Source organism: Jannaschia pohangensis (assembly GCF_900113875.1).
GTDB classification, from domain to species: domain Bacteria; phylum Pseudomonadota; class Alphaproteobacteria; order Rhodobacterales; family Rhodobacteraceae; genus Jannaschia; species Jannaschia pohangensis.
Genome location: NZ_FORA01000002.1, coordinates 33,145 through 59,682, shown reverse-complemented (window position 1 = coordinate 59,682; position 26,538 = coordinate 33,145). Strand labels below are relative to the sequence as shown.

The following is a 26,538-nucleotide window of genomic DNA, read 5'->3' as shown; positions in this document are numbered from 1 at the left end:
CATGCTCAACACACCCAAAGAAATGCTCAGAACCGAGGACCGTGCCATGGAAGAGATCAAGACAGACGTGCTGGTCATCGGGGCCGGGTCCGGGGGCCTGTCCTTCGCCGCCGGAGCCAGCCAGATGGGCGCCGATGTGACCCTTCTGGAAGGGCACAAGATGGGCGGCGATTGCCTCAACTTCGGTTGCGTGCCGTCCAAGGCGCTGATCGCGGCGGGCAAGCAGGCCCAGGCCATGCGCAGCGGCGAAAAATACGGGGTGAGCCCGGTCTCGCCCAAGGTCGATTTTGCCGCCGCCAAGCAGCATGTCCACAAGGTGATCGACACGATCGCTCCTGTCGACAGCCAGGAACGGTTCGAAGGTCTGGGCGTCCGTGTCATCCGCGAATACGGCGCCTTCGCCGACAAGGACACCGTGGTCGCGGGCAGTTATCGCATCACCGCGCGCCGCATCGTCATCGCCACCGGTTCTTCGCCTCTGGTGCCGCCCATCGACGGCATCGACACGGTGACCGTCCACACCAACGAGACGATCTTCGACCTGATGGAAAAGCCCGACCACCTGGTCATCGTCGGCGGCGGCCCCATCGGGATGGAGATGGCGCAGGCCCATGTCCGGCTCGGATGCAAGGTCACCGTGATCGAGGGCGCCAAGGCCATGGGCAAGGACGACCCCGAAATGGCGGCCATCGTTCTGGACACCCTGCGCGCCGAAGGCGTGGAGATCGTCGAGGGCGCCAAGGCGCAACGCATCTCGGGCAAGGGCAAGACGATCACCGTTCACACCGACAACGGCGATTTCACCGGCTCGCACCTTTTGATGGCGGTCGGGCGCAAGGCCAACATCGACCGGCTGAACCTCGATGCCGCCGGGATCGAACATGACCGCGCGATCAAGGTCGGCCCCGACCTGCGAACCACCAACCGCCGGGTCTATGCCATCGGCGACGTGGCGGGCGGATTCCAGTTCACCCATGTGGCAGGCTATCACGGCGCAACCGTGATCCGCCCCATCCTGTTCGGCCTGCCCGCCAAGGCGCGCGAGGATCACATCCCCTGGGCCACCTATACCCAGCCGGAACTGGCCCAGGTCGGCCTGACCGAGGCGCAGGCCCGCGAAAGACACGGCCGCGCGCTGGAAGTGCTGCGCTTCCCGTTCCACGAGAACGACCGCGCCATCGCCGAGGGCAAGACCAAGGGCCTGATCAAGGTGATGGTGGTCAAGGGACGCCCCATCGGCGCGTCCATCGTGGGCGAACAGGCGGGCGAACTCATCGGTCTCTGGGCACTGGTCATTGCCAACAAGCTCAAGATCGGGGCCGTCGCCGCCATGGTGGCGCCCTATCCGACGCTTGGCGAGATCTCCAAGCGGGCGGCGGGCCAGTACTACGTCCCGCGCCTGTTCGAAAACCCGACCGTCAAGAAGGTCGTGGGCCTCGTGCAACGCTACCTTCCCTGACACGCCGCTGCCCCGGTCGCCAAGCGGCGGTCGGGGCGCTAGACTGCCCGCAACGCATTCCCGACCGGACACCCGATGCTCAAGACCCTTTCCGGCCGTTTCCTCATCCTGACGGTCATCTTCGTGATGCTGGCCGAAGTGCTGATCTTCGTGCCGTCGATCGCGCGCTTTCGCCTCGATTACCTCACCGACCGGATGGAACGGGCCCAGATCGCCTCGCTCGCCCTGCTGGGGACGGGTGACATGATCGACGACGAACTGGAGGTGGAACTGCTGGAGAATGCGGGCGTGCTCAACGTCGTGCTGCGCCGCGACTCCCTGCGCCAACTGGTGCTGTCGTCGGACCTGCCCGGCCCGGTGACCCGGACGGTGGACCTGCGCGACCCTTCCACATTCGTGCTGATCCGCGATGCGCTGACCCGCTTCGTCACCCCCACGCCCGAGATCATCCGGGTCATCGCCGAACCCGCGCGCGGTGGCGGTACGCAGATCGAGGCGGCCATCGACACTGGCGACCTGCACATGGCGATGGTCGACTACGGCATCACGATCCTCTGGCTCAGCCTGGTGATCTCGGTCCTGACCTCTGCATTTCTGTTCCTGGCCGTGCGCCGCCTGATGGTAACCCCCATCAAGGCGCTGGTCCGCCAGATGCGCCGCTATGCGGAGGCCCCCGAAGACGCGCGCCGGGTGATCGAGCCGCGCTCCTCCGTGCGCGAGCTGCGCGAGGCCGAGATGACGCTGCGCGACCTCGAGACGCAGCTGACGCAATCCCTGCGCCAGAAGGAGCGCCTGGCCCAATTGGGCAGTGCCGTCGCCAAGGTCAGCCACGATCTGCGCAATATCCTGACCACCGCGACCCTGCTTGGGGACCGGCTCGAGATGGTGGACGACCCGACGGTCAAGCGCATCGCCCCGAAGATCGTCAAATCGCTGACCCGTGCCGTCAGCCTGACCGAGGGCACGCTGGCCTTCGGCCGCGCCGAGGAAGCGCCCCCCGCGCTTCAGATGGTGTCCGCCGATGCCTTCTTTCAGGAGCTTTGCGAGGGCGAACAATTGGCCGTCGACCCGGAGCTGGTCCGTATCGTCCATGACGCGCCTCCCGGTCTCTCGATCCGGATGGACCCCGATCAGTTGCACCGCGTCGTCGGCAACCTGATCCGCAACGCCCGTCAGGCGATGGAGACCGCGGCACAGCCCGGCACGATCACCGTGTCTGCCGGAGAGGACGATACGGGCTGGCACATTCGCGTGACGGATACCGGCCCGGGTCTTCCGCCCAAGGCGCAGGAGAACCTGTTTCAGGCGTTCCAGGGCAATGTGCGCAAGGGCGGCACCGGCCTCGGCCTCGCCATCGCGCAAGAGTTGGTGCGCGGCCATGGCGGCACCCTGGAGTTGGAAAAGACGGGGCCGGAGGGCACGGTGTTCTGTCTGGTCCTGCCGCGGGAACTGGACGCCGCCTGAGCACGGCCCTCCGCATCGTCCCGCCGCCGTTCTCGCATTTCAGCGGATTACCCCCTTGCGTACACGGCGCACCGGGTCTATCCCGCGAGCCGTAGTGCGCTGGTAGCTCAGTTGGATAGAGTACTTGACTACGAATCAAGGGGTCGGGGGTTCGAATCCTCCCCAGCGCGCCATTTCCCCTTTGTCAGATGCCAAGCAAGACCGACGTTTGTGTCAGGTAACCGACCCAAATCGCGTGCGGTACGGGGCAAGGGCCGTTTGCGCCGGGCGGCTGGCGCAAAAAACGGCAGCTTCGAGTCCAATTTGTTTGATGCTGCAAGGCAATCGAACGGAGGCTCTGACGACATAGGCTCAAGCCAATGGAAGATCAAAAATAGTCGATATTAGTGGGCTATAGATCAAACCCCAGAACGACCTGACCACAAATGCAGATACAAATCCCGCAAGAACCAGTAGCAATATGGACTTGGTCGTCGTCACCTTTTCAAGACCCACGCCACACAGCCGGAATGGCAGCAAAAGATATACCATATAGAGGGCGATCAGATAACAGGTCACAATGAGTGCTCCAATAAACGATCCCGAAGAAATCGACGCTGTCACACTCCCTGTGAAGACCAAACCTTCTGTCAGGGCGATACCGGTCACTACCCAAGCGCACTCGTACATCAGGCACCCCATCCAACGATGAAATGCCCAGACAAGAATTCCGAGTGGGATATAGTCCCCTTGTGCAAGAATAAATGAAGCTACCGTGTCTGGATGAACACCACCGATGCCGGACCCGTCCACAGTGAGTGTCAATTCGACCGACATCCCCAAGAGCCAGGACAGGAAGACAAATGGAATAAACCTGGCCTTGATTTGCGCGTCGACAGGCGTGGTCAAGGCGCCCCATGCCAAGAAAAGCAGCAAAGGATACTGCAGCCATGCGATTGGGCTTTTGGGTTCATCACCGAGATCTCCTATCACCGCGAGGAAAAAGCCGCCAAGAACGGCAGTACCCGTCAACAACAGAAATGCCTTTTTATTCGCCACGGCCCCTCCTTGAGAAGGTTGGAGATATCGGCTTAGCTGTCTTGGCGGTACTGGCCATTAAACCTTCGACGTCGCCCAATTCCTGAGATCAATACGCTTCCCCCAAGACCTAACTGCGCAGTCGATTCGCATGAACCGGCCATTGGCGCAACTGCAGCGAAATGGCGCTTCGTCCGCTCTCCGGACCCCCGCGCGTTCCGCAGTGACGGTGCGGTTTGGGTCCGAGATGCCTGGCATTTGAGGTGGGGTTGCTTGGCACGGCTTCCCAACGCTACTCAGAAGGGCCGGCGCACAGGGTCGGTTCCGCATGGCATTCGACACCCTCTTGTTGGACGTCAGCTATTCGGCTTCTGCGGCCTGTTGTCTGACCAGCATCAAGGTCAGCATCACTGCCATCAGAAGAAATGCCGCCCCCACAATCCAGGCGATTGGTGTGGAATATGCGTCGGCGACGGCTCCGGCGATTACCAGACCGAGTGCGGCCCCCAACTGTTGGATCAATGATCTCAGCGACAGCATGGTCGACCGTTGGTGGTCGCCCACGCAGCGATGCAGAATGGCGCTGGCTGGCGTTTCGCTGACACCAAGGATCACGGAATACAGGGTGAAAACCGCCACGAAGCCGACGATTCCGCCTTGCAACGCCAAGGCGATCTGAGCGCCCGCCAAGCCTGCGAATGTCGCTGCCAGCGTCATGGCGTGCCGCCGCTTGAAAATGCGGCTGACAAGCGGAGACAAGGATGCCCCGAAGGCGATGGCAAAGAAATAGATCGCTGTCACGACACCGATCACCGTGTTTGCATAGCCTTCGTCCAACATGGGTTTTGCGTGGGTCGGCCAGATGACCTCGACCGGGTTGGTGGCCATCAAAAAGAAGGCCAGCGAGGCCAGAAGCATCGCCAGGACAGGATGTTTCAGGGCGAGAAGGCTCGCGTCCCGTATCACCGTGGGGACGCTTGCGAACCCTTGCCTGAGGGCGTTGCCGTTCTTCGGACGTGGCGTTTCGACGATGGACGACATCGTGAAGACGAACACGCCCAGCATCACAGCAAAGCTTGCCGCATAGGACACGTCGTAGATGCTGAAGCCGATCCTTTCCGCCCCGGCACCGAGAACATCGGGTAGAACACCGCCCACAACCGCACCGACGGCCAACCCCACGGCATTGGCCCATTGCGCCTTGGCGAGGGCGGGCTGCACATCGACATCCGGGGCTTCGGCTTTGAAGGTTTCGACAAACCATGCGTCAAGCGTGCCCGACCGAAGCGCGCGTCCGAAGCCGATGAATGCGAATGAGAGTGCGAGAACATGGAAATCGCTGGTCGACAGGAAGAGCGCGAGCGAAATCAAGCTGGCGACGATTGCCAACAGAAAGACCGGTTTGCGTCCGACACTGTCGGCCAAACCGCCGAAAGGCAGCTCCATCGTCAGGGTGGTGAGCGCGTAGACCCCGAAAAGCAGCGAGATCTGGAAAAGGTCCATACCTCTGTCAGTCAACGCCAGAGCAACGACGGCAACCGTCAGTCCCATCGCAAAACGGTCAAGGAACTGGTGTATCTGAAACACCCGAATGTGTCGCCGCGCCGTAGGGGTTAGCGCCGCTGAGGAGAACTCGATTTCTGTCGCCATGCGCGCAGCATCGACGTTGCCGCCACCATCCACAAGACCTTGGGTTGGCTAGGGGTTTGTCCAACGAAAGCCGCAGGGGCCGTTCGAACAGGGAGAACGATCGGTCATGTCGACCGCGCGGGTTAATCGAAGGCCCGGCAGTGGATGTCCGGTCTGGGTCGGCATTGTGTGACGCGCCCCTTTGATCGGACGCAAAGAGTTCGCTGCAACAAGTCAACGAGGGCGAGGGTTCAAATGCTTCCTGATCCGTCGGCCGACGCCGCAGGTGAAGCCGACCGGCCAGACGAACCTAGCCGCGCGCCATCACGTTTTTGACCGTGCTGCCGGGGATCAGCTTGAAGCCGATGTCGCGATAGTTGACGACGGGTTCGCCCGACAGGCGGGCCAGCATCATTTCGGCGGCGACCTGGCCCAGTTTCAGGTGGGGCACATGCATCGATGTCAGGCGCTTGGGCATGACCGAGGCGATAGGCAGGTTGCCCCAACCCGCGATGCCGATGTCGCCCGGCACATCCATCCCGTTGGCCGTGCAATACTGCATCCCGCCGAAGGCCATCGCGTCGTTCTGATAGAAGATGCATTCGACATCGGTGGTCGAGGCGAGCAATTGTTCGGTCCCGTAAAAGCCCGGGTAATAGGCGGCCGTGTCGTGCAGGCAGAGGTGGCGCGTGACGCGCCCCCCGCCGCCTTCGACCGCCTTGGTGAACCCGGCCAGGCGCGTCGTGGCGGCGTTCGCCGTGTCATGGGACGTGCCCACATAGGCGATGTTGCGATAGCCGCATCCGACCAGATAGCGGCCCATGTCGAAGCCCGCGTCGAAGTGGTTGATGCCGACGCTCATGTCGAGGGGGCTGGAGTTCAGGTCCCATATCTCGACGATGGGGATGGCGGCGTTGCGCAACATCTCGATGGCGCGGGGCGCATGGGACCGGCCCGTGAGGATCAGGCCGGCGGGCTGCCACGACAAAACGGTGCGGATCCAGTTTTCCTCTTCCTCGGGGGTGTGCTGCGTCAGGCCCAGAACCGTCTGGTGGCCGAACGCGCCCAGTTTGCGGTCGATCCCTTCCAGAACCTGCGCGAAAATCTCGTTCCCGAGGTCCGGTATCGAGACGCCGACGAAGGTCGAAATCTGGTCACCTGCAAAGACCGAGGCCAGTCGATTCGGCAGATAGCCGAGCTTGTCGACCTTCTGCATGACAAGGGCGCGGGTCTTTTCGGAATAGCCGCCGTCACCGCGCAGGACGCGGCTTGCCGTCATCTTGGAGACGCCGGCCGCCTTGGCCACCTGTGACAGGCTCACCTTATTGGTTTTGCTGGATTTATCGGCCATATCTGCGTTTTTGCGTTACCGGTAACTTAAATCTTGACTCGTGCGCGGACTTCGCCAGAGAATAGCAGTACGTTACGGGTAACTCAACGGGAGGGTTGAGCCGCGGCGTCTGGGGGGATGGCCATGCAGAACCTGCAATCGGGTCTGTTTTTCGACGGCATCGACAAGCATTTCGGCGGCACCTATGCGCTGCGCGACGTGTCCATGTCCGTGGGCCGGGGCGAGATCGTTGCCCTTCTTGGGGAAAACGGCGCCGGGAAATCGACCCTGATCAAGGTTTTGGGCGGCATTCACCAACCCGATGGCGGACGCGTCCTGATCGACGGGACACCCTATCAACATCGCCCCGCCGGATTTGGCGAGCGTCAGAAAGTGGCATTCATCCATCAGGACCTGGGACTGATCGAATGGATGACCGTGGCCGAGAACATCGCTCTGGCGCTCGGATTCGCGCGCCGGACGGGCATCATTCAATGGGGCAAGGTCGAGGCCTTTGCCATGGAAGCGCTCAGGAAGGTCGATTGCGACTTTGATCCCACGACGCGGGTCGAGAACCTGTCGCGGACCGAGAAATCGCTGGTCGCCATCGCGCGCGCCCTGGCGGTGGACAGCGAGTTTCTTGTCCTGGACGAGCCGACCGCCTCGCTTCCCGCCGATGAGGTGGAGCGCCTCTTTCGGGCGCTGCGTCCCCTGCGCGAACGCGGCGTCGGCATGATCTATGTCAGCCACCGCCTGGACGAGATTTTCCAGATTGCCGACCGCGTGACGGTATTGCGCGACGGCGTCATGGTCGGCATGCGCGACATCGCCCACACCACGCCCGAGGAACTGGTCCAGAAGATCGTCGGTCGCAAGACCCGCGAAACCGTCAAGAGCACGGCGGCCCCCGGCGCCCGTATCCTGTCGCTCCACGGGTTCCGGGCCGGGGGCGTCGGGCCGCTCGATTTCGATCTGGTCGAGAATGAGATCGTGGGCCTGGTCGGGTTGCGCGGCGCGGGTCATGAGGCGATCAGCCGGGCGCTGTTCGGCCTCAAACCCTTTGCGGGGAAGGTCGAATTGAAAGGGGCCGTTCCGGATCTGTCGACGCCGCAGAAGGCCCTTGAGGCGGGGATCGGCCTTGTCGCCAAGGATCGCACCGAGGAATCCGTCGCGATGAACCTGACCATCCGGGAAAACACCTTCCTCAATCCGGCCAGTATCGGACGCAGGATCCTCGACATCCTGTCCCCGCGCGTCGAAGCGGAACGGGCAAGCATCATCGGCGCCGAACTGGGCCTGTCGCCGAACGAGCCGACCCTCGCGATCGAGGCGCTGTCGGGCGGCAACCAGCAGAAGGTTGTCCTGGGGCGATGGCTTGCCACCAAGCGCAAGCTCCTGATCTGCGAAGACCCGACCGCCGGTGTCGATGTGGGGGCCAAGGCAGAGATCTATGCCCTTTTGAACCGTGCGCTGGCCGAGGGGGTGGGGATCATCGTCGTCTCCACCGACTTCGAGGAGATCGCCACGATCTGCCACCGTGCCATCGTGTTCAGCCAGGGGGCCATCGTCGATGAATTGAGCGGCACCCGCCTGACCACCGAGAACCTGATCCAGACCGCTTCCGCCGGGAATGTCGCGCGCCAGAAGGACGACACACATGCAATCGCTTGAATCGAGCGCGCTCGAACCCACCAAGGCCGACCTGAAGGGCCTGTCGTTCGGACGGCGCGTCGCGCGGTTCTTGCCGGTCTACGGCCTCGTGATCCTGACGGTCCTGTTGATCGGGCTGTTCTCGGTCCTGCTGCCGAACACCTTCCCGACCATGCTCAATGTCCGGGCCATCGTGTCGGACAAGGCCATCATCGCGCTTCTGTCCCTTGGGGCCATGATCCCGATGGCAGCGGGGCGGATCGACCTGACCGTCGGCTACGGGATCGTGCTGTGGCACATCCTCGCCATCAGTTTGCAGACGATCTATGGCCTGCCCTGGCCGCTGGCGGTGGCGATTGTCCTGATCCTGGGGGCGCTCTCGGGGTTCCTGAACGGGCTTCTGGTCGAGGTCGCCAAGATCGACAGCTTCATCGCGACCCTCGGGACCGGGACGGTGCTCTATGCGCTGGCACTCTGGCATACGGGCGGGCGTCAGATGGTGGGCGTGCTGCCCGACGGGTTCCTTGCGATCAACGGCACCTTCGTGGGCGGCCTGCCCATCACCGGGTTCTATGTTCTGGCCATCACGGTCGCGATGTGGGTCATCCTCGAATACACGCCCGTGGGCCGGTACCTCTATGCCATCGGGGCGAACCAGCGGGCGGCGCAGCTGAACGGCATTCCGACGCGGAAGTATGTCATCGGCGCGTTCCTCTGCTCCGGCACGATCACGGCGCTGGCCGGGGTCATCCTCGCCTCAAAGCTGCGGATCGGTCAGGCGTCGGTCGGGCTCGAATTCCTGTTGCCCGCACTTGTAGGCGCATTCCTCGGGTCGACGACCATCAAGCCGGGCCGCGTTAACGTCTGGGGCACCATCGTGGGTGTCGCCATCCTGGCGGTCGGCATCTCGGGCATTCAACAATTCGGCGGCTCGTTCTGGGTCGAGCCGCTGTTCAACGGTGTCACCCTGCTGATCGCCATCGGCATCGCAGGCTACGCGCAACGTCGGAAAGGCGCCGAGAAGCGCTGACGACAAACCATCCAAGGGAGGATGAACCATGAAGAAGCGAACCTTTTTGAACACCGTGCTGGTCGGCGGCGTGCTGGCCGGGCTGAGCCTGCCCGCATTGGCGCAGACCGCATTCGACGGGCCGACCACCGGCCCTGCGGCCGCCGAGGGCAAGTCGATCGTCGTCCTTGCGGCAGACCTGAAGAACGGCGGCATCCTGGGCGTCACGAACGGCGTCGAAGAGGCCGCGGCGGCCATCGGTTGGGACGTGCGCGTCCTTGACGGCGGCGGCTCGATCCAGGGGCGGACCGCTGCGATCGGTCAGGCGATGGCCCTCCAGCCGGACGGCATCGTCATCAACGGCTTCGATGCGGTCGAGCAGCAAGCCGCGCTCGAAGGTGTGGTTGCGGCCAACATCCCGATGGTCGCCTGGCATTCGGGGCCCAAGATCGGCTGTGACGCGCCCGGCGGAATCTTCGCGAACGTCTCGACCGACGCGATGACCGTGTCCGAAGTCGCGGCGGAATGGGCCATGGCCGATGGCGGCGACAATGTGGGCGTGGTGATCTTCACCGACAGCACCTACCAGATCGCCATCGACAAGGCCGACCGCATCAAGGAGACCATCGAAGCGATGGGCGGCACCGTTCTGGAATATGTCGACACCCCGATTGCCGACACCTCCAGCCGGATGGGCCCGCTGACCACCAGCCTGCTCCAGAAGTACGGCGACAGCTGGACCCATGCGCTGGCGATCAACGACCTCTATTTCGACTTCATGGGCCCCGCACTCGCGGCAGCCGGTATCCCGGGCGACGGCGCGCCGCTGGCCGGATCGGCAGGCGACGGGTCGGAAGCCGCGTTCCAGCGGATCCGCGCGGCGCAGTACCAGGCCATCACCGTGGCCGAGCCGCTGAACCTTCAGGGGTGGCAGTTGGTGGACGAGTTGAACCGCGCCGTTCAGGGCGAGGCCTGCTCGGGCTACATCACCTCGCCCGCGCTGGTGACGCAGGAAGGTCTGGCGAAACTGGGCGACAGCAATTCCTTCGACCCCGACAGCCCCTACCGCGAAGCCTACAGAGCGATCTGGGGCAAGTAAGCCCGCTGGCTCGTCCGCTTTGGCGGGCGGGCCAGTCCGACGCCTGCGTCAGGCCTTGGGTGCGACCGGCCCGAACTCCCGCAGGATGTCCTCGGTTTGCGCGCCCTTTGCGGGCACGGGGCCATAGGTCGGCGTCTCACCGGCGATGACCGCGCCGGGGGCCAGCAATTCGATCTCGCCCCCCTCGGTCTGCACGGAAATCAGCGTGTTGGCCGGATGGGCCAGCAGGTCGTCCATATCCGTCAGCCGCCCGAAGGCGATGTCCGCCGCCCGAAGCCGGGCGATCACCGCATCGCGGGGCAGGGGGGCAAAGGCCGCCGCCACCTTGCCGTCGATCACATCGCGGTTGGCGACGCGTTGCGAATTGCTCGCAAAGCCCTCGGCCAGCGCCAGGTCGGGCGCATCCAGCACCATCGCGCAAAGCCGTGCCCACTCCCGTTCGTTCTGGATCGAAATCAGGATCGCCTTGCCATCGCCGCAGACGAAAACACCATAGGGCGCAATCGTCGGATGGTTCAGGCCCAGGCGGTCGGGTTTGCGGCCTCCGTAGCGATATTGCAGGTAGGGCACGTTCATCCAGTCGGCCATCGCGTGGAACAGCGACACATCGATGGCGCGACCCTGCCCGGTGCGCCAACGTCCGATCAGGGCCTGAAGGATCGCCTGGTAGGCGGTCATCCCGGCGGCGATATCGCAGACCGAAACGCCGACCCGGGCCGGACCCTCGGGCGTGCCATTGATAGCCGACAACCCGCTTTCGGCCTGAATGAGCAGATCGTAGGCCTTTTGATCCGCCATAGGCCCCGTGCTGCCGTAACCAGAGATGGAGCAGGTGATCAGGGCGGGATGCCGGGCGCGCAGGACGTCGATGCCAAGTCCCATCCGGTCGAGCGCGCCGGGGATCAGGTTCTGGATGAAGACATCCGCGCGGGCCAGCATCGCCGTCAGCACCGCCTTGTCGGCGGGGTCTTTCAGGTCGAGGCAGACCGACTGCTTGCCGCGGTTCAGCCAGACGAAATAGGCGCTTTGGCCCTGGACCAGATCGTCATAGCCGCGCGCGAAATCGCCTTCGGGCCGCTCCACCTTGATGACCCGCGCGCCCGCATCGGCGAGCTTGCCCGAGGCATAGGGCGCCGCGACCGCCTGTTCGACAGAGACCACCAGCAGGCCATCGAGATCGCGCATGGGTCAGCGTCCTTTCAGGGGTCCGGTCTGATGCAGCCGCACCTTGAGCCCGCCATGCGGCACGAAAGGGCCGGGCGGGTCCAGCGGCAGGCCGGTGGCCTGGGCCAGGTCGGCTTGCGTGGTGACGATGCCAACCCGCCAGCCCGCGAACCGCTCGATCAATGCCGCGCCAAGGGCGGCATGGAGGCCGTAGAGCGGCTTCTTGGTCCCGATGCGCGTGCCATAGGGCGGGTTGACGATGACAAGGCCGGGCGGGCCGTCGGGCGGGGCAATGTCGCTGACGGCGGATTTCTGGAAGTCGACGAGCGCGTCGATGCCCGCGCGTTCGGCATTGGCGCGCGCGGCGGCGAAGGCGCCTGCATCCCGGTCGGACCCGTGAAACCGAAAGGCGGGCGGGGCAGGGGGGGCGACGTCCCGCATGTCGGCCCAGGCTTCGGGGTCGAAGGTCGCCAGATGCTCGAAGGCAAAGCTGCGGCTGCGGCCCGGCAGCAGGCCCGCCGCGATTTCCGCCGCTTCGATCACGAAGGTGCCCGACCCGCACATCGGGTCCAGCACCGGCTCGGTCCCGCGATAGCCGCATTGGCGCAGGAACAGCGCCGCCATCGTCTCGCGCAGGGGGGCCTTGCCGACGGCGGTCTTGTTGCCGCGCTTGTGCAGGCTGTCGCCCGAGGTGTCGATGCTGAGCACGACCAGATTGTCGTCGATCCGCGCCTTGATCGCGACGGGTGCATCGTCGGCCACGGGGCAGCCGAGTTCTTCGGTGATGGCCGTCTCGATCCGCTGTTGTGCCGCGCCCGCGTGATAGATCTTGGACTTGCGGTTCGTCGCCACCTCGACCCGGACGGGCACATCGGCGCGCAGGATGTCGGCCCAGGGAAACTTGCGCGCCCGCTTGTCGAGCTGAGCGAGGTGAAACGCCCGGAACGACCCGATGCGCGCCAGCACCCGGCCCGCGCCGCGCAAGGTCAGGTTCGCGCGCCAGACATCGGGCCAATCGCCCTGAAACGTGACGCCGCCGGGCAGAACGGTCGGCGCAGGAAAGCCCGCCGCCACCGCCTCGTCGGCCAGCATTGGCTCCAGCCCCGGGGGGGCCATCAGGAAGATTTCAAAGGACATGCGCCGTCCTAGCGGCTCGGGTCCGCGCGCGCCAGTTTCCTATTGGAAGTCGAGCCCGGGATAGAGCGGCTCATAGATCGGCTCCAGCGTCGCGGTATCGAAAAGCGACGAGACCGATGTGCCGTTCCAGATGTTCAGGATCGCCTGGGTGAACATCGGAGCCGTTGGCACGATCCGGATGTTCTTGCAGGCCTTGATCGCCTCGGTCGGGGGGATGGAGTCGGTGATGACCAGCGATTTCAGTTTGGAATTGGTGATCCGCTCGACCGCCGGGCCGGACAGGACGCCATGGGTGATATAGGCATGAACCTCGGTCGCGCCCGCCCCGATCAGGACTTCGGCGGCCTTGCACAGGGTTCCGGCCGTGTCACAGATGTCGTCGACGATGATGCACGTCTTGCCGGTGACGTCGCCGATGACGGTCATCTCGGCCACTTCGCCGACTTTTTCGCGGCGCTTGTCGACGATGGACAGGGGGGCCTTGATCCGCTGCGCCAATTCGCGCGCGCGGGCCACACCGCCCACATCGGGCGAGACAACCATGACGTCATCCATCCCGCCCTTGAAATAATGCATGATGTCGAGCGCGAAGATCGGCGAGGCATAGAGGTTATCGACGGGAATATCGAAGAAGCCCTGGATCTGTGCGGCGTGCAGATCCATCGTCAGGACCCGCTCGATCCCGGAATTGGCGATCAGGTTCGCGACCAGCTTGGCCGAGATCGGCGTGCGCGCCTTGGTGCGGCGATCCTGGCGGGCATAGCCGAAATAGGGGATGACGGCGGTGATGCGGCTGGCGGACGACCGGCGCAGCGCGTCCGAAATGATGAGAAGTTCCATCAGGTTGTCATTGGCCGGGTTCGACGTCGACTGGATTATGAACATGTCTTCGCCGCGCACGTTCTCGAAGACTTCTACAAAGATTTCCTGATCGTTGAAGCGTTCGACACGGGCATCGACCAGACCGATCTGCATGCCCCGATGCATCGACATGCGGCGGGCGATGGCCTTGGCCAGAGGGCGGTTTCCATTCCCGGAGATGAGCTTGGGATCGGGGCTTGGCATCATGGGTCCTCTCGAATCGTCCCGCAGAGCGGATGCGTCGGACTAGCACCCGCCCCGCGCCCGCGAAAGCCGCGAGGTGGCTTGCGTGACCTGCCGTTGCGCCCGCGCGGGCCGCCCGCTACCCCTGAGGCGACGGCCAACCCGGAGCGCGTGCATGAACATCGACTATTATTTCGCGACCATTTCCCCCTACACCTACATGTGCGGCACCCGCCCGGCAGAGATCGCGGCCAGGCACGGCGCGACGCTGACCTACAAACCCATCGACATCATGGGACTGTTTGCACGGACCGGAGGCACACCGCCCGGGGACCGGCACGAAAATCGCAAGATCTGGCGTTTGCAGGAAATACGCCGCACGGCGGCCAAACTCGACATACCGATCAATCTGCAACCGGCGTTCTGGCCCACCAACCCCGCGCCTTCGTCCTATGCGATAATCGCGGCGATCCGGGACGGGTCGGGCGATGTGGCACAGCTGATCGCCGGGTTGACCCGCGCCTGTTGGGCCGAGGAGCGCAACATCGCCGAAGACGATGTCATTGCCGATTGCCTTGCGGCGGCGGGGTTCGACCGGTCGCTGGTGAACTCGGGGATGATGGAGGGGGCAGAAACCTATGCCCGCAACCTCGAGGATGCGGTTGCCGCCGGCGCCTTCGGTGCGCCGTTCTTCATCGTCGGGGACGAACGCTTCTGGGGCCAGGACCGGCTCGACGATCTGGATCGCCATCTGGGCGCGCTGTGATACGGACATGACCGCGTCGCGGGACGTTCTGGCGTTGCACTGCGGTCTGGCGTCCGGGGCGGCGTGGCGGGGCGTGCAGGCGGCCTTGCCCGGGCGGCGGCTTATCTGCCCCGATCTGCCTGGCCATGGGGCGGCGGCGGATTGGGACAGGCAGGTCGATTTCCAGACGCAGGCGCTGGCCGATGTCCTTGCCGCCCTGCCCGATGCGCCCGTCGATGTCATCGGCCACAGCTTTGGCGGCTGCCTCGCCCTGCGCCTGCTGGCCGATCATCCGGCGCGGGTGCGGTCATTGATCCTGTTTGAGCCGGTGATGTTCGCGGCGGCCGACCCGGCCGACCGGCTGGCCCACACCGCCGAAATGGCGCCCTTCGCGCGTTTTCTCGACGCGGACGACAGGGTGGGCGCGGCGGCGTTCTTTCACGATCTGTGGGGTGACGGTCGTCCCTTCGCCGCCATGTCGGACCGGGCGCAGGCCTATATCGCCGCGCGCATCCACCTGATCCGGGCCTGCGAGCCGTCGATCCTGGATGACGTGCACGGCGTGCTCGACCGCCTGCCGGCCCTGTCGGTGCCCTGCCTGATCCTGACGCGCCATGCGCCGCCGCCCATCGTGGGGCAGATCGCGGCGGGCCTTTCGGCGCGTCTTTCCGCCTCGGTCGAGGACTTGGGTCAGGGGCATTTGACACCCCTGACCGAGCCTGCGTCACTGGCGGCGCGGGCGCAGGCGTTCTGGGGCGAATGACGAACGCCCGGACCATTGGCCCGGGCGTGTCGGTGGCGGTGAACCGTCGCAACCGTCGAACATGTATTCCCGAGGACCTGTATGTACAGGTGGGCGCCAGATAACTCGGCCAGGGCCGCGACAGAGCCAGCTCCCTCGGAATTGCTTAAGGCCACTGGAATTATGTCCGGGTGACAAGAAGGACAGAAGCACCGCCACCTCATCAGATAGGCTTCGGCGATGGTCGCGGCAAGGGGCCGCGTGGCGAAAGCGGCTGGACTTTTGTTCACCTTTCATTCACCTTCAGGCCATGACGGAGACCCTTCTACCCGGCCAGATCCTGGCGCGCGGCGTTGCCCGCCATCTGCGCGACCACGATTTCACCTGTCTGGAGGAGTTCACGCCCGAGCGGGGCAAACGGCTCGACGTGATGGCGCTTGGCCCCAAGGGGGAATTCTGGATCGTGGAATGCAAGTCGAGCCGGGTCGATTTCACCTCTGATGCGAAGTGGCAGGGCTATCTCGAATGGTCGGACCGCTACTTCTGGGCCGTGGACACGGCGTTCCCCGTCGACCTGCTGCCGCCCGAGACGGGGCTGATCATCGCCGACGGGTTCGGAGCCGAGGTCGTACGGATGCCGAATGTGACACCCCTCGCGGCGGCACGGCGCAAGGCCCTGACGCTGCGGTTCGCGCGCGCCGCCGCTTCGCGGCTTCAGATCGCACGGGATCCGATGTTGGGGCTGTCGGTCGACGGCTGACCCGGGTCGGTCAGCCCTTGGCACCGAGCATGATCGCCGCAGCGCGGATTTCCTCGGCGATCTCGATCGCTTCTTCCGGCTCGAAATCCATCGGCACCTCGATGCCCCGGCTTTCGACGAAAATGCGGACCATCCCCTGATCGGTCGGCCCGATCTGGAGGTTGGCTTCGGTGTCGGATGCGTCGTTGATACCCATGTCGCCCCTCTAGACTTCGCGGGTTGGCCGCGCAAGGTTCCGTGCCATGGCCGATAGCATCACACTCCGCGATCTGGAAGCAGGCGATGCCGGCTGGGTCCTGATGCGCCACGGAGAGCTTTACTGGCAGGACGAAGGCTATGGCCCCGCGTTCGAGGCGCTGGTTGCCGGTATCCTGGCCGATTTCATCGCCAACCGGGGCCCGAACGACCGCGCCTGGATCGCGGTCGATGCCGATGGCAAGCGGCACGGCTCTGTCTTTTGTGTCTGGCCTGAACCCGAGGTGGCCAAGCTGCGGATGTTTCTGGTGGAGCCCGCGATGCGCGGCACCGGGCTGGCGCAGCGTCTGCTGGACGCGGTGATCGGCCATGCCCGCGCCAACGGAGCCAGTCGGCTGGTTCTGTGGACCCACGAAAGCCACCGCGCGGCGGGTCGGCTTTATGCGCGCAACGGCTTTGCCTTGCTGGCGCAGGTCCCGGTGACGGCCTTTGGGCAGGCCACGCAGGAACAGACCTGGGAGTTGCGGCTTTGATCGTCTGACCGGCTTGCGCTGGTCCGGAAGGGGCGCTAAACCGCCCCCGCGTGCCGCCGTAGCTCAGTTGGTTAGAGCGCCTGATTGTGGATCAGGAGGTCCCCCGTTCGAGCCGGGGCGGTGGTACCATCCCTGACATCCCGGATTGGTTGGTGTTTCCTTAGGGTTCGCCCCAGATCCGGCGTCGTTCCTCCCAGATCTTTTCGCCGATGAAACAATCCCTTGGATCGCGCGCCCTTGCCTGCGCAGGCACCAGCAGGCCGTCCGACGGCCGGGCCGCGATCTCCAGCACCAGTTTGCGCCGGACCGCTTCGGCGAAATCCGCCCAGTCCACCACCGGGATCACGAAGGCGCCGGGCCCGCCGATGACGCAGTTTTGGTAATAGACGTCGAGCTGATCGAGGTGCCAGGCCTGCCCGATCCCTTCCTGTGTCATGAGCGGCAGCCCGTTGATCACGATGCCCTGTGCCAAAACCGCATCGCGCGCGGCGGCGACGCCCACGCCCTGATTGTTCGGCCCGTCGCCCGAGATGTCGATCACCTGCCGCAGGCCGCGAAAGTCGTTCGACGCGATCCGGCTGGCCCCGTAGGCCAGGGCGCCCGAGATGGAGGTTCGTCGCAGCGTCGGGTCCAACCGCGAGGTCAGCCGGTCGGCAAAGGCATCGAGATCGGCACGGCTGGAGATCAGCCGCCAGTCGACGATGATTTCCTGCGACCCCGCCCATTCGATGTAGGTGAGCGCCACGTTTTGCAGAAGACCGGCCTGGATCGCCTCGAAGACGTCGTCCGAACGCAGCGCCTCGGCATAGCCACGCCGCTGGATCTCAAGTTCCCGCTCGGTCATGGAGCGGGACACATCGACCATCAGGACGAGTTCGAGGTCGACCTCCTGCTCCTGCGCAAGCACAGGGGAGGACAGGGCGCAAAGGACAATGGCGAACAGGCGGAACAGATGCTGCATGGGACAAGGATGCCGCCTGTTCCGTGCCGCGTCCAATCACTTCGCGTTGTCGCGGGGCGCGCCCTTATTGCAAGTCGGAGAAAGCCGCCTGCATCCGCGCCACGGCGTCTTCGACATTGGCACGGGGGGTTGCGATGTTGAACCGCAGGAAGCTGTCGCCGCCCTTGCCGAAGGTCGGGCCGTGATTGACGGCGATGCGCGCACCCTTTTCGACACGGTTGGTGAATTCCTCGCGGGTCATCCCAGTGGCATCGAAATCCACCCAGCTGAGATAGGTCGCCTCCAGTGCGACGGACTTCAGGCCGGGGATCGCATCGATGCCCGCATCGAAAAGCTTCCGGTTGCCATCGAGGTAGACCATCAGGTCATCGACCCAGGCCGCGCCCTCGGGCGAATAGGCCGCCGTTGCCATGAAAAGGCCGAAGGAATTGGGCGACAGGCCGAGCGCGCCCATCTTCTTGGCGAACTGGGCGCGCAGCTTGTCGTCGTGGACGATGACGTTGCCCGAATGGCTGCCCGCGATGTTGAAGGTCTTGGTGGTGGCGGTCATCATCACCAGCCGGTCCTCGACGCCGGGGATGTTGGCCATCGGGATATGGGTCTGTCCGGGATAGACCAGGTCGTGGTGAATCTCGTCCGACACCAGGATCAGGTCGTGGCGCTTGGCGAAGGCGGCAAAGCCCTCCAACTCGGCCTTGGTCCAGACGCGGCCATTTGGATTGTGGGGCGAGCAGAGGATCATCATCTTCGCCCCCTCCCGCTCGACCACGGCATCCCAGGCGTCGAAGTCGGTGGTATAGCGCGTGCCGTCAAAGGCCATCTCGCATTCCACCACGCGGCGGTCGTTGCCTTTGATGACCTTGGCGAAGGCGTGATAGACGGGCGTGAACAGCACGACGCCGTCGCCGGGCGCGGTCCAGGTATCGACGCAGAGCGCGGTGCCGTTGACCAGGCCATGGGTGGTAAAGATCGCCTCGGCATCCACCGACCAGCCGTGGCGTTCCTGCATCCACCAGCGGATCGCGTCCCGATAAGAAGTGTCGTTGCCGAAATAGCCGATGATCCCGTGATCCAGCTGATCCTGCACGGCCTGCGTCACGCAGGCGGGCGGGCGGAAGTCCATGTCGGCCACCCACATTGCGAGGCCATCTTCGGCGGGGACGCCGTAGAGCTGCTCCATCATGTCCCATTTGACGCAATGGCTCCCCCGGCGGTCGATGATGGGGTCGAAACGGGGGTCATGGGCGGTCATGGCGTTCTCCTTTGGCGCGAACCCTAGCCGTGCGCACGGCGGTTGCAAGGTTGCGCATCCCGGACTAGATGCAGCCGCGATGAAACGACCCATTCTGATCCACCCCGACCCGCGCCTGAAACAGGTGGCCAAACCCGTGGCCGACCTGTCCGATGATTTGCGCGCGCTGGCCGATGACATGCTCGAGACGATGTATGATGCACCCGGCATCGGGCTGGCCGCGCCGCAGGTCGGCATCCTGGACCGCCTGATCGTCATCGACTGCGTCAAGGGCGAAGGGGAAGCGCCGCGCCCCCTCATCATGTTCAACCCCGAGGTGATCGCCCGATCCGACGCGGTGAACACTTACGAGGAAGGCTGCCTTTCGATCCCCGAGCAATATGGAGAAGTCACCCGCCCCGCCGAAGTCACCGTCCGCTGGATCGACCGCAACGGGGCCGAGCAGTCCGAAGACATGGCGGGCCTCTGGGCGACCTGCGTGCAGCACGAGATCGACCACCTGGAGGGCAAGCTGTTCATCGACTACCTTGGGCCGATGAAACGCCAGCTCATCACCCGCAAGATGCAGAAGCTCAAGCGCGAGATGGCCCGTGACTGACGGGCGGCCCGTGTGATCCGGCCGATCGTCGAATATCCGGCGCCGATCCTGCGGGCGATCTGTGATCCGGTGACGACCGATGTGACGGACCTGGCCCGCGACATGCTCGACACGATGTACAATGCCCCCGGTCGCGGTCTGGCCGCGCCGCAGGTGGGCATTTCGCTGCGCCTCTTCGTGACCGATTGCAGCTGGAAGGAAGGGCTGCCTGATCCGCGCGTCTTCGTGAACCCCGAGATCATTGCCCAAGACGGCCAGCAGGTAAACGAGGAGGGGTGCCTGAGCATCCCGAACACGCCGCGCCGTGTCGCGCGCCCGGCAGAGGTCACGCTGGCCTTCGATGCCGCATCCGGTCGGCGGACCGAGACCTTCACCGGCTTCGCCGCGGCCTGTGTCTGTCACGAGATGGACCATCTGGACGGCCGCCTGATCCTCGACCATCCGGTGGCCGAATGACGCTGCCCGCCTTCACCGGAACGCCGCGCCCGTTCCTGCGCTGGCCCGACGTCCGGCTTCGGACCGCCGCCGACCCGGTGGCCGAGGTCACCGACCGGATCCGCGCCATCTGGTCCGAGATGGAGGCCGCGATGCGCGCCATGCCCGGCGTCGGCCTGGCCGCGCCGCAGATCGGCGTGATGGAACGGCTGGCCATCGTCGATGCGGGCGACGGGCAGGGGATCACCTATCTGGCGAATCCGGTGGTCCTGCACGCCAGCGTGGAGCTGCGCGCGCACGACGAAGCCTCGCCCAATCTGCCCGGCGTCTCGGCCAGGATATCGCGGCCCCGCGCCGTCACGGTCGGGTTCCTCGACCAGGACGGCGTCGCGCGCGAAGAGGATTTCGTGCTGCTCCGGGCCACGTCCGTGCAGCATCAGATCGACCATCTGGACGGCAAGCTGTTCATTCACCACCTGTCCAAGCTGAAACGGGACATGCTGGTCCGGAAGGCGGCCAAATGCGCGTGATCTTCATGGGAACGCCGGAATTCTCGGTTCCGGTCCTCGACGCGCTGGTCGATGCGGGGCACGAGATCGCCGCCGTCTATTCGCAGCCCCCCCGCCCCGCCGGTCGCGGCAAGAAACCGCGCCCTTCGGCGGTTCAGGCCCGGGCCGAGGCGCTTGGGTTGACAGTCCACACCCCCACCACGCTCAAGACGCCCGAGGCACAGGCCGACTTTGCCGCCATCGGTGCCGAGATCGCGGTGGTCGTGGCCTATGGATTGCTTTTGCCGCAGGCGGTGCTCGATGCGCCCGGCAAGGGCTGCATCAATGTGCATGCGTCCCTGTTGCCGCGCTGGCGGGGGGCGGCGCCGATCCACCGGGCGGTCATGGCAGGCGATGCGCAGACCGGCGTCTGCATCATGCAGATGGAGGCCGGGCTGGACACCGGGCCCGTCCTTCTGCGCGAGGCGACCCAGATTGCCGCCGATGAGACGACGGGCGACCTGCATGACCGGCTGTCGGGGATGGGCGCACGGCTGGCGGCACAGGCCGTGGCCCAGATCGACCGCCTGTCACCCGTGGGGCAGTCCGAGGATGGCGTGACCTATGCCGCCAAGATCGACAAGTCCGAGGCGCGCATCGACCTGTCCTGGCCCGCCGTCACGCTGGCCCGTCAGATCAACGGCCTGTCGCCCTTTCCCGGTGCCTTCGTCGAACGCGGCGGCCAGCGCCTGAAGCTGCTGCGCGCCCGCGCGCGCGACGGGGCGGGGCCCGCGGGCGAAGTGGTCGACGCGGCGGGCCTGACCCTCGCGACCGGCGACGGCCTCCTGGACCTTCTGGAGGTGCAACCGGCAGGCAAGGGCGTGATGACCGGCACCGAATTTCGCAACGGCGCCCGGCTTGCCCCGGGCGACCTGCTGGAGGGCTGAGATGTTTCCCACTCTGATCGGGACGGTCGTGATCGCAGGCATCGTCGGCTATGCGTCCGAGCGGATTAACTTCACCCACAACGGCATTCTTCCGAGCATCATTATCTGCGTGGGCGGGGCATTCCTGTTCTATTTCGTGACGCTGATGTTCGGCCTCGGCTTCCGGTCGTCGGGCCTCAACGCCATCCTGGCCTCGGTCGGGGCCCTGGTGATCGTGCCGACCCATTGGCGCAAATAGCCGCGCGTCGCGGTCTGGACGCCGGGTCCCCGCATCCCTAGGTTTCCGGCAAGGAGATCCGCCCCATGACCAAGCCGCCCCTGACGCTCTATCTTGCCGCCCCCCGGGGGTTCTGTGCCGGTGTCGACCGCGCCATCAAGATCGTCGAGATGGCGCTGGAAAAATGGGGGGCGCCCGTCTACGTGCGCCACGAGATCGTGCACAACAAGTTCGTCGTGGACGGCCTGCGCGACAAGGGCGCGGTGTTTGTCGAAGAGCTGGACGAATGTCCGCCGGGCCGGCCCGTGATCTTTTCGGCCCATGGCGTGCCCAAGGCGGTTCCGGCCGAAGCCGCCCGGCGCGAGATGCTGTTCGTCGATGCCACCTGTCCGCTGGTCAGCAAGGTCCATATCGAGGCGGCGCGCCATCACGAGGCCGGGCATCAGATGGTGATGATCGGGCACGAGGGGCATCCGGAGACCATCGGCACCATGGGCCAGCTGCCACCGGGCGAGGTCCTGCTGGTCGAGACGGCCGCCGATGTGGCGCATCTGGCGCCGCGCGACCCGAACCGTCTTGCCTTCATCACCCAGACGACCCTGTCGGTGGACGACACTGCCGACGTGGTCGCCGCGCTCAAGGCGCGCTTTCCGGCGATCGTCGGGCCCCACAAGGAAGACATCTGCTATGCCACGACCAACCGCCAAGAGGCGGTGAAGGCCATGGCCCCCAAATGCGACGCCATCCTGGTGGTCGGCGCGCCCAATTCGTCGAACTCCAAGCGGCTGGTCGAGGTCGGATCGCGGGCGGGTTGCAGGTATTCGCAACTGGTGGAACGGGCGACGCAGATCGATTGGCGCGCGCTGGAGGGCATCACCACGGTCGGCATCACGGCGGGGGCCAGCGCGCCCGAGGTCCTGATCGACGAAGTCGTGGCGGCTTTTTCGGAACGCTACGCCGTGACCGTCGAGATGGTCGTGACCGCCGAGGAGAATGTGGAATTCAAGGTGCCGAGAGTCCTGCGTGAACCTGCGTAGTCGCACATCAAATATTCCTTCCCTGTTGATCGTGCGTCTGTGAACGTTTGTGCAAAGCCATTCCGGCTGCACTTGGGTAGTGTTGAGGAAATCGCGGTTCCGGCCGCGCCCTCAACCCAAGGAGCCTTTGCATGCACTATACTCTTGCCATACCTGCCAGCCTTCTTGCCGCCGCGCTGATCGTGACGGCGATCATCCCGACGTTGCCCCATGCCCCGGCTGTCCTCGTCGACGTCCCGGCAGATCTCTGACGTGACCGATCCTGCCTTGCCATGTCAAACAGGGGGAGGCAGGGTCATTTCATGATAACCGTTCAATTCCTTCTGACCGCCTTCGTGGTCGTCATCGCGCCGGGCACGGGCGTCGTCTATACGCTGGCCATGGGTCTGGGCCGCGGCCGAAGGTCCGCCGTGGCGGCAGCGGTCGGTTGCACCTTCGGGATCGTGCCGGCATTGGCCGCCGCAATCCTCGGTGTCGCCGCCGTCCTGCATACCTCGGCCCTCCTGTTCAACATCGTGAAGTTCGCCGGGGTCGCCTATCTTCTGTGGATGGCCTGGGGCGCTCTGCGCCAGACCGGGGCCCTTGCGGTCAAGCCGGCCGAGACGCGGGACGAATCTCTGGCGCGTGTGGCCTGGCGAGGCATGCTCATCAACGTCCTGAACCCCAAACTGTCGATCTTCTTTCTGGCCTTGCTGCCGCCGTTCCTGTCGGGCGATCCGGCGCGCGTGACCGTCGAGATGATGGGGCTGGGCGTGGTCTTCATGGCGATGACCTTCGGCGTATTTCTCGTCTATGGCCTCTTTGCGGGCGCGTTCCGTGATCGCCTTCTGGGAAGTCAGCGTGCCATGGCCTGGCTCAACCGCAGTTTCGCCGCCGTCTTTGCCGCACTTGCGGGCCGATTGGCGCTGGAGCGCGCCTGACGCGATTGAGGGGTTTCCCGTCGCCAGGGGGCATGGCATCTGACCCATATGTTCGATGCACCCATTCCCCGCGCCGCCCTCGTCCTCGGCCTTGCCGGATTGCTGCCATTCGTCTGGGGCCTCGTCACGCTCTGGTCGCCCACGGCGGCCTTGCAGACGGTCGCCTTGGTCGGGCCGCGCTTCATCGGGCCTTACGTGGGTCTGTTTTACGGGGCGGTCATCCTCAGCTTCATGTCCGGCGTGCTCTGGGGCTTTGCCACCAAGGCCGAGGGGCAGGTGGCGGTGACCGGCTATGCTCTGTCGGTCCTGCCCGCACTCTGGGCGTTCTTCATGACGGGCGGCGGGTCGACGGCGGCGGCGGTCGCGTTGATCGCGGGTTTCGTGGGTCTTTTGGGACTCGACTGGCTGTTCTGGCAACAGGGCCTTGCGCCACGCTGGTGGATGAAACTCCGGATCATCCTGACGTCGGGCGTCGTGATCTGCCTGCTGCCGCTTGCCTTGTAGGCCGCCCATGAGATCGCGCGATATCCGAAAAGCCGGAAAGACGGAACATGCCTGACTTGTTTGCCTATACCGACGGCGCCTGCAGCGGGAACCCGGGGCCGGGGGGCTGGGGCGCGCTGCTCATCGCGCGGCAGGGCGAAATTGTCGTCAAGGAGCGGGAGCTGAAGGGCGGCGAAGCCGAGACGACCAACAACCGGATGGAGATGCTGGCCGCGATCAACGCCCTTGAAGCCCTGGAGCGTCCGTCCAAGCTGACCGTGGTCACGGACAGCGCCTATGTCAAAGGCGGCATCACCGCCTGGCTGCACGGCTGGAAACGCAACGGCTGGAAGACGTCGACGCGCAAACCGGTCAAGAACGAGGATCTGTGGCGCAGGCTCGACGAGGCGGCGGCGCGCCATGACGTGACCTGGGAATGGGTCAAGGGCCACGCGGGCCACCCCGAGAATGAACGGGCCGACGAACTGGCGCGCGCCGGGATGGCGCCGTTCAAGCCCGCGAAGGGGTGACGAACGTGCTGTCATCGCCCGTCTTCGCCGCGCATGTGTCGGCTTGCCCATGACCCGTCAGGTGGCCTGTCCGATCCTGCGGCAGGGTGGGCGGGTTCTGGCGTTTCGCCATCCGCTGGCCGGGTTGCAACTGGTCAAGGGCGGTATCGAACCCGGAGAGACGCCAGAGGCGGCGGCCCTGCGCGAATTGCAGGAAGAAGCCGGAGTAGAGGGCCGTGATCCGCAGCTGTTCGGGCGCTGTACGACCGTGCAACCGGGCGAGGTCTGGCATCTTGTGGCGGTCACCGCAGACCAGTTGCCCGACCGATGGGATCACCGTTGCAGCGATGACGGCGGCCATGACTTCGCGTTCTTCTGGCACGACCCCGCTGGCGACACGTCGGGCTTCGATCCGCGGTATGTCCGTGTTCTGAAAGTCTTGAAATGACGGTTCCCCTGACCCTCGACCTCATCGCGGTCCTGATCTTTGCGATGACCGGGGCGCTGGTCGCGGCGCGGGCGCAGCTTGATCCGGTCGGCTTCATCTTTGTCGCGTGCCTGACGGCGGTCGGGGGCGGCACGGTGCGCGATCTGCTGTTGGGCCGTGATCCCGTGTTCTGGATCGGTGATCCGCTGCCTGTGGCCGTGGCCGCCGCGGTTTCGATGATCGTCTTCTTCACCCATCATCTGGTGGAGTCGCGCATGGCCTGGATCGTCTGGCTGGATGCGGCGGCGCTGTCGGTTGCGGTCACGGCGGGCGTCGCGGTGGCGCACGGGCTGGGACAGCCGATCTGGGTGCAGGTCGTCATGGGCATCGTCACCGGCTGCATGGGCGGGTTGATGCGCGATGTGGTGGTGGGGGAGGTGCCGCTCGTCCTGAAACAGGGAGAGCTTTACGTCACAGCCGCCCTGATGGGGGGTGCGGCGGCGATCCTGGCGCGCGAAATGGCCGGGGGCGGCGTTCTGCCGCTGGCCTGCTGCGCCGGGGTGACCTTCGCGCTGCGGGCCGGGTCGATCCGCTTCGGCTGGCGGCTTCCGGCATTCCGCCCGAGACCGCCCAAAGCTTGATGGGTCAGCTGTTGGCGGCGAAGTCGGGCGGCTGCGTCATTTCGCGCGGGGGGCGACCGATGACATCGCGCAGCTCGTCCAGCTCGATGAAGTTGTCGCACTGGCGGCGCAGATCGTCGGCGATCATCGGCGGCTGACTGCGGATCGTGGAGCAGACCGAGACGCGCACGCCCTTGCGCTGCAACGCGGCCACCAGCGGGCGGAAATCGCCGTCGCCGGAAAACAGGACGATGTGATCGACGTTCTCGGCCGTTTCCAGCGCATCCACCGTCAGCTCGATATCCATGTTGCCCTTGACCTTGCGGCGGCCCTGGCTGTCGGTAAATTCCTTGGCGGGCTTCGTCACCATGGTGAAGCCATTGTACTGGAGCCAGTCCACGAGCGGCCGGATCGGGGAGTATTCCTCCGACTCGAGCAGGGCGGTGTAGTAGAAGGCGCGCAGAAGTTTGCCGCGACGAACGAATTCCTGGCGTAGCAGCTTGTAGTCGATATCGAACGAAAGCGCTTTGGCGGCCGCATAGAGGTTCGAGCCATCGATGAAGAGCGCGAGGCGCTCATCGCGGTAAAACATAGTCAAATCCTTTCGGAAAAGCGGTTCCCGGGCAAGGGAGTCTGGGTGAAACTCCGGGAAGTCGGCTTTTCGGTG

General features: G+C 65.0%; 30 protein-coding genes and 2 tRNA genes. 22 read left to right on the top strand and 10 right to left on the bottom strand.

What is annotated here, in order from left to right; all coding sequences use genetic code 11:
- Positions 1–46: 46 nt before the first annotated feature.
- The 3 genes from BM002_RS07200 (at position 47) to BM002_RS07190 (ending at position 3,096) form a co-directional block, all read left to right on the top strand.
- Complete coding sequence (locus BM002_RS07200; protein WP_092780410.1) at positions 47–1,459, top strand: dihydrolipoyl dehydrogenase family protein; 1,413 nt, start codon at positions 47–49, stop codon at positions 1,457–1,459.
- A 75-nt stretch (positions 1,460–1,534) separates the two neighbouring features.
- The gene (locus BM002_RS07195) at positions 1,535–2,923 is read left to right on the top strand and encodes a sensor histidine kinase (protein WP_092779033.1); all 1,389 of its coding nucleotides are present in this window, start codon (positions 1,535–1,537) and stop codon (positions 2,921–2,923) included.
- 96 nt (positions 2,924–3,019) lie between these two features.
- Positions 3,020–3,096, top strand: a tRNA-Arg gene (locus BM002_RS07190).
- A 178-nt stretch (positions 3,097–3,274) separates the two neighbouring features.
- On the opposite strand, the gene BM002_RS07185 is transcribed toward BM002_RS07190, so the two are convergent.
- The 3 genes from BM002_RS07185 to BM002_RS07175 form a co-directional block, all read right to left on the bottom strand.
- On the bottom strand, positions 3,275–3,961 hold the full coding sequence (locus BM002_RS07185; RefSeq protein WP_139212305.1) for a hypothetical protein: 687 nt from the start codon (positions 3,959–3,961) through the stop codon (positions 3,275–3,277).
- Positions 3,962–4,300: 339 nt separating this feature from the next.
- Entirely contained in the window at positions 4,301–5,590 is a 1,290-nt protein-coding gene (locus BM002_RS07180) for an MFS transporter (RefSeq protein ID WP_092780407.1), read from the bottom strand.
- Between the two features lie 289 nt (positions 5,591–5,879).
- The gene (locus BM002_RS07175; RefSeq protein ID WP_245749164.1) at positions 5,880–6,890 is read right to left on the bottom strand and encodes a LacI family DNA-binding transcriptional regulator; all 1,011 of its coding nucleotides are present in this window, start codon (positions 6,888–6,890) and stop codon (positions 5,880–5,882) included.
- Positions 6,891–7,043: 153 nt separating this feature from the next.
- Between BM002_RS07175 and BM002_RS07170 the strand changes: the two genes are divergently transcribed.
- The 3 genes from BM002_RS07170 to BM002_RS07160 are packed head-to-tail and all read left to right on the top strand — an operon-like array spanning position 7,044 to position 10,657.
- Positions 7,044–8,570, top strand: coding sequence for a sugar ABC transporter ATP-binding protein (locus BM002_RS07170; protein WP_092780404.1), 1,527 nt, complete (start codon positions 7,044–7,046; stop codon positions 8,568–8,570).
- Positions 8,557–9,579, top strand: a complete 1,023-nt coding sequence (locus BM002_RS07165) for an ABC transporter permease (RefSeq protein ID WP_092779027.1) — start codon at positions 8,557–8,559, stop codon at positions 9,577–9,579. Before BM002_RS07170 ends, BM002_RS07165 begins: the two co-directional genes overlap by 14 nt.
- Positions 9,580–9,607: 28 nt before the next feature.
- The gene (locus BM002_RS07160; protein ID WP_092779025.1) at positions 9,608–10,657 is read left to right on the top strand and encodes a substrate-binding domain-containing protein; all 1,050 of its coding nucleotides are present in this window, start codon (positions 9,608–9,610) and stop codon (positions 10,655–10,657) included.
- A 48-nt stretch (positions 10,658–10,705) separates the two neighbouring features.
- Here BM002_RS07160 and BM002_RS07155 read toward each other — a convergent pair whose 3' ends face one another.
- Genes BM002_RS07155 through BM002_RS07145 form a run of 3 tightly spaced genes read right to left on the bottom strand, consistent with a single transcriptional unit; the run spans position 10,706 to position 14,026 of the window.
- Positions 10,706–11,842 (bottom strand): CaiB/BaiF CoA transferase family protein, encoded by a 1,137-nt coding sequence (locus BM002_RS07155; protein ID WP_092779023.1) that lies wholly within the window; start codon positions 11,840–11,842, stop codon positions 10,706–10,708.
- Between the two features lie 3 nt (positions 11,843–11,845).
- Positions 11,846–12,958: a THUMP domain-containing class I SAM-dependent RNA methyltransferase gene (locus tag BM002_RS07150; RefSeq protein ID WP_092779021.1), complete on the bottom strand. Its 1,113-nt coding sequence runs from the start codon at positions 12,956–12,958 to the stop codon at positions 11,846–11,848.
- 39 nt (positions 12,959–12,997) lie between these two features.
- Complete coding sequence (locus BM002_RS07145) at positions 12,998–14,026, bottom strand: ribose-phosphate pyrophosphokinase (protein WP_425431831.1); 1,029 nt, start codon at positions 14,024–14,026, stop codon at positions 12,998–13,000.
- 151 nt (positions 14,027–14,177) lie between these two features.
- On the opposite strand from BM002_RS07145, the gene BM002_RS07140 reads away from it, so the two are divergent.
- The 3 genes from BM002_RS07140 to BM002_RS07130 all read left to right on the top strand — a co-directional run bounded on the left by BM002_RS07140 (position 14,178) and on the right by BM002_RS07130 (position 16,249).
- On the top strand, positions 14,178–14,768 hold the full coding sequence (locus BM002_RS07140; RefSeq protein WP_092779019.1) for a 2-hydroxychromene-2-carboxylate isomerase: 591 nt from the start codon (positions 14,178–14,180) through the stop codon (positions 14,766–14,768).
- A 7-nt stretch (positions 14,769–14,775) separates the two neighbouring features.
- Positions 14,776–15,510: an alpha/beta fold hydrolase gene (locus tag BM002_RS07135; RefSeq protein WP_175484829.1), complete on the top strand. Its 735-nt coding sequence runs from the start codon at positions 14,776–14,778 to the stop codon at positions 15,508–15,510.
- A 289-nt stretch (positions 15,511–15,799) separates the two neighbouring features.
- Positions 15,800–16,249: an MmcB family DNA repair protein gene (locus tag BM002_RS07130; protein WP_092779015.1), complete on the top strand. Its 450-nt coding sequence runs from the start codon at positions 15,800–15,802 to the stop codon at positions 16,247–16,249.
- Between the two features lie 10 nt (positions 16,250–16,259).
- Here the strand turns inward: BM002_RS07130 and BM002_RS07125 are convergent, their stop codons facing one another.
- A complete protein-coding gene (locus BM002_RS07125; protein WP_092779013.1) occupies positions 16,260–16,445 on the bottom strand; it encodes a DUF6324 family protein in 186 nt (61 codons plus the stop codon).
- A gap of 46 nt (positions 16,446–16,491) precedes the next feature.
- Between BM002_RS07125 and BM002_RS07120 the strand changes: the two genes are divergently transcribed.
- On the top strand, positions 16,492–16,977 hold the full coding sequence (locus BM002_RS07120; RefSeq protein WP_092779011.1) for a GNAT family N-acetyltransferase: 486 nt from the start codon (positions 16,492–16,494) through the stop codon (positions 16,975–16,977).
- Positions 16,978–17,029: 52 nt separating this feature from the next.
- Positions 17,030–17,106: transfer RNA gene (locus BM002_RS07115), tRNA-His, on the top strand.
- Positions 17,107–17,137: 31 nt separating this feature from the next.
- Here BM002_RS07115 and BM002_RS07110 read toward each other — a convergent pair.
- Both BM002_RS07110 and BM002_RS07105 read right to left on the bottom strand, forming a co-directional pair.
- Positions 17,138–17,938, bottom strand: coding sequence for a DUF1194 domain-containing protein (locus tag BM002_RS07110; protein WP_092779009.1), 801 nt, complete (start codon positions 17,936–17,938; stop codon positions 17,138–17,140).
- Positions 17,939–18,002: 64 nt separating this feature from the next.
- The gene (locus BM002_RS07105) at positions 18,003–19,190 is read right to left on the bottom strand and encodes a MalY/PatB family protein (RefSeq protein ID WP_092779007.1); all 1,188 of its coding nucleotides are present in this window, start codon (positions 19,188–19,190) and stop codon (positions 18,003–18,005) included.
- Between the two features lie 79 nt (positions 19,191–19,269).
- On the opposite strand from BM002_RS07105, the gene def (BM002_RS07100) reads away from it, so the two are divergent.
- The 11 genes from def (BM002_RS07100) to BM002_RS07050 all read left to right on the top strand — a co-directional run bounded on the left by def (BM002_RS07100) (position 19,270) and on the right by BM002_RS07050 (position 25,892).
- The gene (def, locus tag BM002_RS07100; protein WP_092779005.1) at positions 19,270–19,788 is read left to right on the top strand and encodes a peptide deformylase; all 519 of its coding nucleotides are present in this window, start codon (positions 19,270–19,272) and stop codon (positions 19,786–19,788) included.
- 12 nt (positions 19,789–19,800) lie between these two features.
- Positions 19,801–20,244, top strand: coding sequence for a peptide deformylase (def, locus tag BM002_RS07095; RefSeq protein ID WP_092779003.1), 444 nt, complete (start codon positions 19,801–19,803; stop codon positions 20,242–20,244).
- Positions 20,241–20,753: a peptide deformylase gene (gene def, locus BM002_RS07090; RefSeq protein WP_092779001.1), complete on the top strand. Its 513-nt coding sequence runs from the start codon at positions 20,241–20,243 to the stop codon at positions 20,751–20,753. The genes def (BM002_RS07095) and def (BM002_RS07090) overlap by 4 nt, the downstream gene beginning before the upstream one ends.
- Positions 20,744–21,658 (top strand): methionyl-tRNA formyltransferase, encoded by a 915-nt coding sequence (fmt, locus tag BM002_RS07085; protein ID WP_092778999.1) that lies wholly within the window; start codon positions 20,744–20,746, stop codon positions 21,656–21,658. Before def (BM002_RS07090) ends, fmt begins: the two co-directional genes overlap by 10 nt.
- A 1-nt stretch (position 21,659) precedes the next feature.
- Positions 21,660–21,896: a hypothetical protein gene (locus BM002_RS07080; protein WP_092778997.1), complete on the top strand. Its 237-nt coding sequence runs from the start codon at positions 21,660–21,662 to the stop codon at positions 21,894–21,896.
- Between the two features lie 65 nt (positions 21,897–21,961).
- Positions 21,962–22,912 (top strand): 4-hydroxy-3-methylbut-2-enyl diphosphate reductase, encoded by a 951-nt coding sequence (gene ispH, locus BM002_RS07075; RefSeq protein ID WP_092778995.1) that lies wholly within the window; start codon positions 21,962–21,964, stop codon positions 22,910–22,912.
- Positions 22,913–23,214: 302 nt separating this feature from the next.
- Entirely contained in the window at positions 23,215–23,832 is a 618-nt protein-coding gene (locus BM002_RS07070) for a LysE family translocator (protein ID WP_092778993.1), read from the top strand.
- Between the two features lie 48 nt (positions 23,833–23,880).
- Positions 23,881–24,336 carry a DUF3429 domain-containing protein gene (locus BM002_RS07065; protein WP_092778991.1) on the top strand — a complete coding sequence of 152 codons (456 nt, stop codon included), beginning with the start codon at positions 23,881–23,883 and terminating at the stop codon, positions 24,334–24,336.
- A gap of 47 nt (positions 24,337–24,383) precedes the next feature.
- Complete coding sequence (gene rnhA / locus BM002_RS07060) at positions 24,384–24,845, top strand: ribonuclease HI (RefSeq protein WP_092778989.1); 462 nt, start codon at positions 24,384–24,386, stop codon at positions 24,843–24,845.
- 49 nt (positions 24,846–24,894) lie between these two features.
- The gene (locus BM002_RS07055) at positions 24,895–25,272 is read left to right on the top strand and encodes an NUDIX hydrolase (protein WP_217641159.1); all 378 of its coding nucleotides are present in this window, start codon (positions 24,895–24,897) and stop codon (positions 25,270–25,272) included.
- A complete protein-coding gene (locus BM002_RS07050; RefSeq protein WP_092778985.1) occupies positions 25,269–25,892 on the top strand; it encodes a trimeric intracellular cation channel family protein in 624 nt (207 codons plus the stop codon). Before BM002_RS07055 ends, BM002_RS07050 begins: the two co-directional genes overlap by 4 nt.
- Before the next feature lie 4 nt (positions 25,893–25,896).
- Here the strand turns inward: BM002_RS07050 and BM002_RS07045 are convergent, their stop codons facing one another.
- The gene (locus tag BM002_RS07045) at positions 25,897–26,463 is read right to left on the bottom strand and encodes a LabA-like NYN domain-containing protein (RefSeq protein ID WP_092778983.1); all 567 of its coding nucleotides are present in this window, start codon (positions 26,461–26,463) and stop codon (positions 25,897–25,899) included.
- Positions 26,464–26,538 lie beyond the last annotated feature (75 nt).

Excerpts from the sequence above, each read along its gene's own strand:
- rnhA (WP_092778989.1), top strand. The coding sequence starts at position 24,384 with ATGCCTGACTTGTTTGCCTATACCGACGGCGCCTGCAGCGGGAACCCG.
- BM002_RS07135 (WP_175484829.1), top strand. The coding sequence starts at position 14,776 with ATGACCGCGTCGCGGGACGTTCTGGCGTTGCACTGCGGTCTGGCGTCC.
- BM002_RS07070 (WP_092778993.1), top strand. The coding sequence starts at position 23,215 with ATGATAACCGTTCAATTCCTTCTGACCGCCTTCGTGGTCGTCATCGCG.
- BM002_RS07150 (WP_092779021.1), bottom strand. The coding sequence starts at position 12,958 with ATGTCCTTTGAAATCTTCCTGATGGCCCCCCCGGGGCTGGAGCCAATG.
- BM002_RS07170 (WP_092780404.1), top strand. The coding sequence starts at position 7,044 with ATGCAGAACCTGCAATCGGGTCTGTTTTTCGACGGCATCGACAAGCAT.
- BM002_RS07120 (WP_092779011.1), top strand. The coding sequence starts at position 16,492 with ATGGCCGATAGCATCACACTCCGCGATCTGGAAGCAGGCGATGCCGGC.
- BM002_RS07180 (WP_092780407.1), bottom strand. The coding sequence starts at position 5,590 with ATGGCGACAGAAATCGAGTTCTCCTCAGCGGCGCTAACCCCTACGGCG.
- ispH (WP_092778995.1), top strand. The coding sequence starts at position 21,962 with ATGACCAAGCCGCCCCTGACGCTCTATCTTGCCGCCCCCCGGGGGTTC.
- BM002_RS07160 (WP_092779025.1), top strand. The coding sequence starts at position 9,608 with ATGAAGAAGCGAACCTTTTTGAACACCGTGCTGGTCGGCGGCGTGCTG.
- BM002_RS07130 (WP_092779015.1), top strand. The coding sequence starts at position 15,800 with ATGACGGAGACCCTTCTACCCGGCCAGATCCTGGCGCGCGGCGTTGCC.
- BM002_RS07105 (WP_092779007.1), bottom strand. The coding sequence starts at position 19,190 with ATGACCGCCCATGACCCCCGTTTCGACCCCATCATCGACCGCCGGGGG.
- BM002_RS07145 (WP_425431831.1), bottom strand. The coding sequence starts at position 14,026 with ATGATGCCAAGCCCCGATCCCAAGCTCATCTCCGGGAATGGAAACCGC.
- BM002_RS07045 (WP_092778983.1), bottom strand. The coding sequence starts at position 26,463 with ATGTTTTACCGCGATGAGCGCCTCGCGCTCTTCATCGATGGCTCGAAC.
- fmt (WP_092778999.1), top strand. The coding sequence starts at position 20,744 with ATGCGCGTGATCTTCATGGGAACGCCGGAATTCTCGGTTCCGGTCCTC.
- BM002_RS07165 (WP_092779027.1), top strand. The coding sequence starts at position 8,557 with ATGCAATCGCTTGAATCGAGCGCGCTCGAACCCACCAAGGCCGACCTG.
- def (WP_092779005.1), top strand. The coding sequence starts at position 19,270 with ATGAAACGACCCATTCTGATCCACCCCGACCCGCGCCTGAAACAGGTG.
- BM002_RS07080 (WP_092778997.1), top strand. The coding sequence starts at position 21,660 with ATGTTTCCCACTCTGATCGGGACGGTCGTGATCGCAGGCATCGTCGGC.
- BM002_RS07110 (WP_092779009.1), bottom strand. The coding sequence starts at position 17,938 with ATGCAGCATCTGTTCCGCCTGTTCGCCATTGTCCTTTGCGCCCTGTCC.
- BM002_RS07200 (WP_092780410.1), top strand. The coding sequence starts at position 47 with ATGGAAGAGATCAAGACAGACGTGCTGGTCATCGGGGCCGGGTCCGGG.
- BM002_RS07155 (WP_092779023.1), bottom strand. The coding sequence starts at position 11,842 with ATGCGCGATCTCGATGGCCTGCTGGTGGTCTCTGTCGAACAGGCGGTC.
- BM002_RS07195 (WP_092779033.1), top strand. The coding sequence starts at position 1,535 with ATGCTCAAGACCCTTTCCGGCCGTTTCCTCATCCTGACGGTCATCTTC.
- def (WP_092779001.1), top strand. The coding sequence starts at position 20,241 with ATGACGCTGCCCGCCTTCACCGGAACGCCGCGCCCGTTCCTGCGCTGG.
- BM002_RS07050 (WP_092778985.1), top strand. The coding sequence starts at position 25,269 with ATGACGGTTCCCCTGACCCTCGACCTCATCGCGGTCCTGATCTTTGCG.
- BM002_RS07140 (WP_092779019.1), top strand. The coding sequence starts at position 14,178 with ATGAACATCGACTATTATTTCGCGACCATTTCCCCCTACACCTACATG.
- BM002_RS07055 (WP_217641159.1), top strand. The coding sequence starts at position 24,895 with ATGACCCGTCAGGTGGCCTGTCCGATCCTGCGGCAGGGTGGGCGGGTT.
- BM002_RS07125 (WP_092779013.1), bottom strand. The coding sequence starts at position 16,445 with ATGGGTATCAACGACGCATCCGACACCGAAGCCAACCTCCAGATCGGG.
- BM002_RS07065 (WP_092778991.1), top strand. The coding sequence starts at position 23,881 with ATGTTCGATGCACCCATTCCCCGCGCCGCCCTCGTCCTCGGCCTTGCC.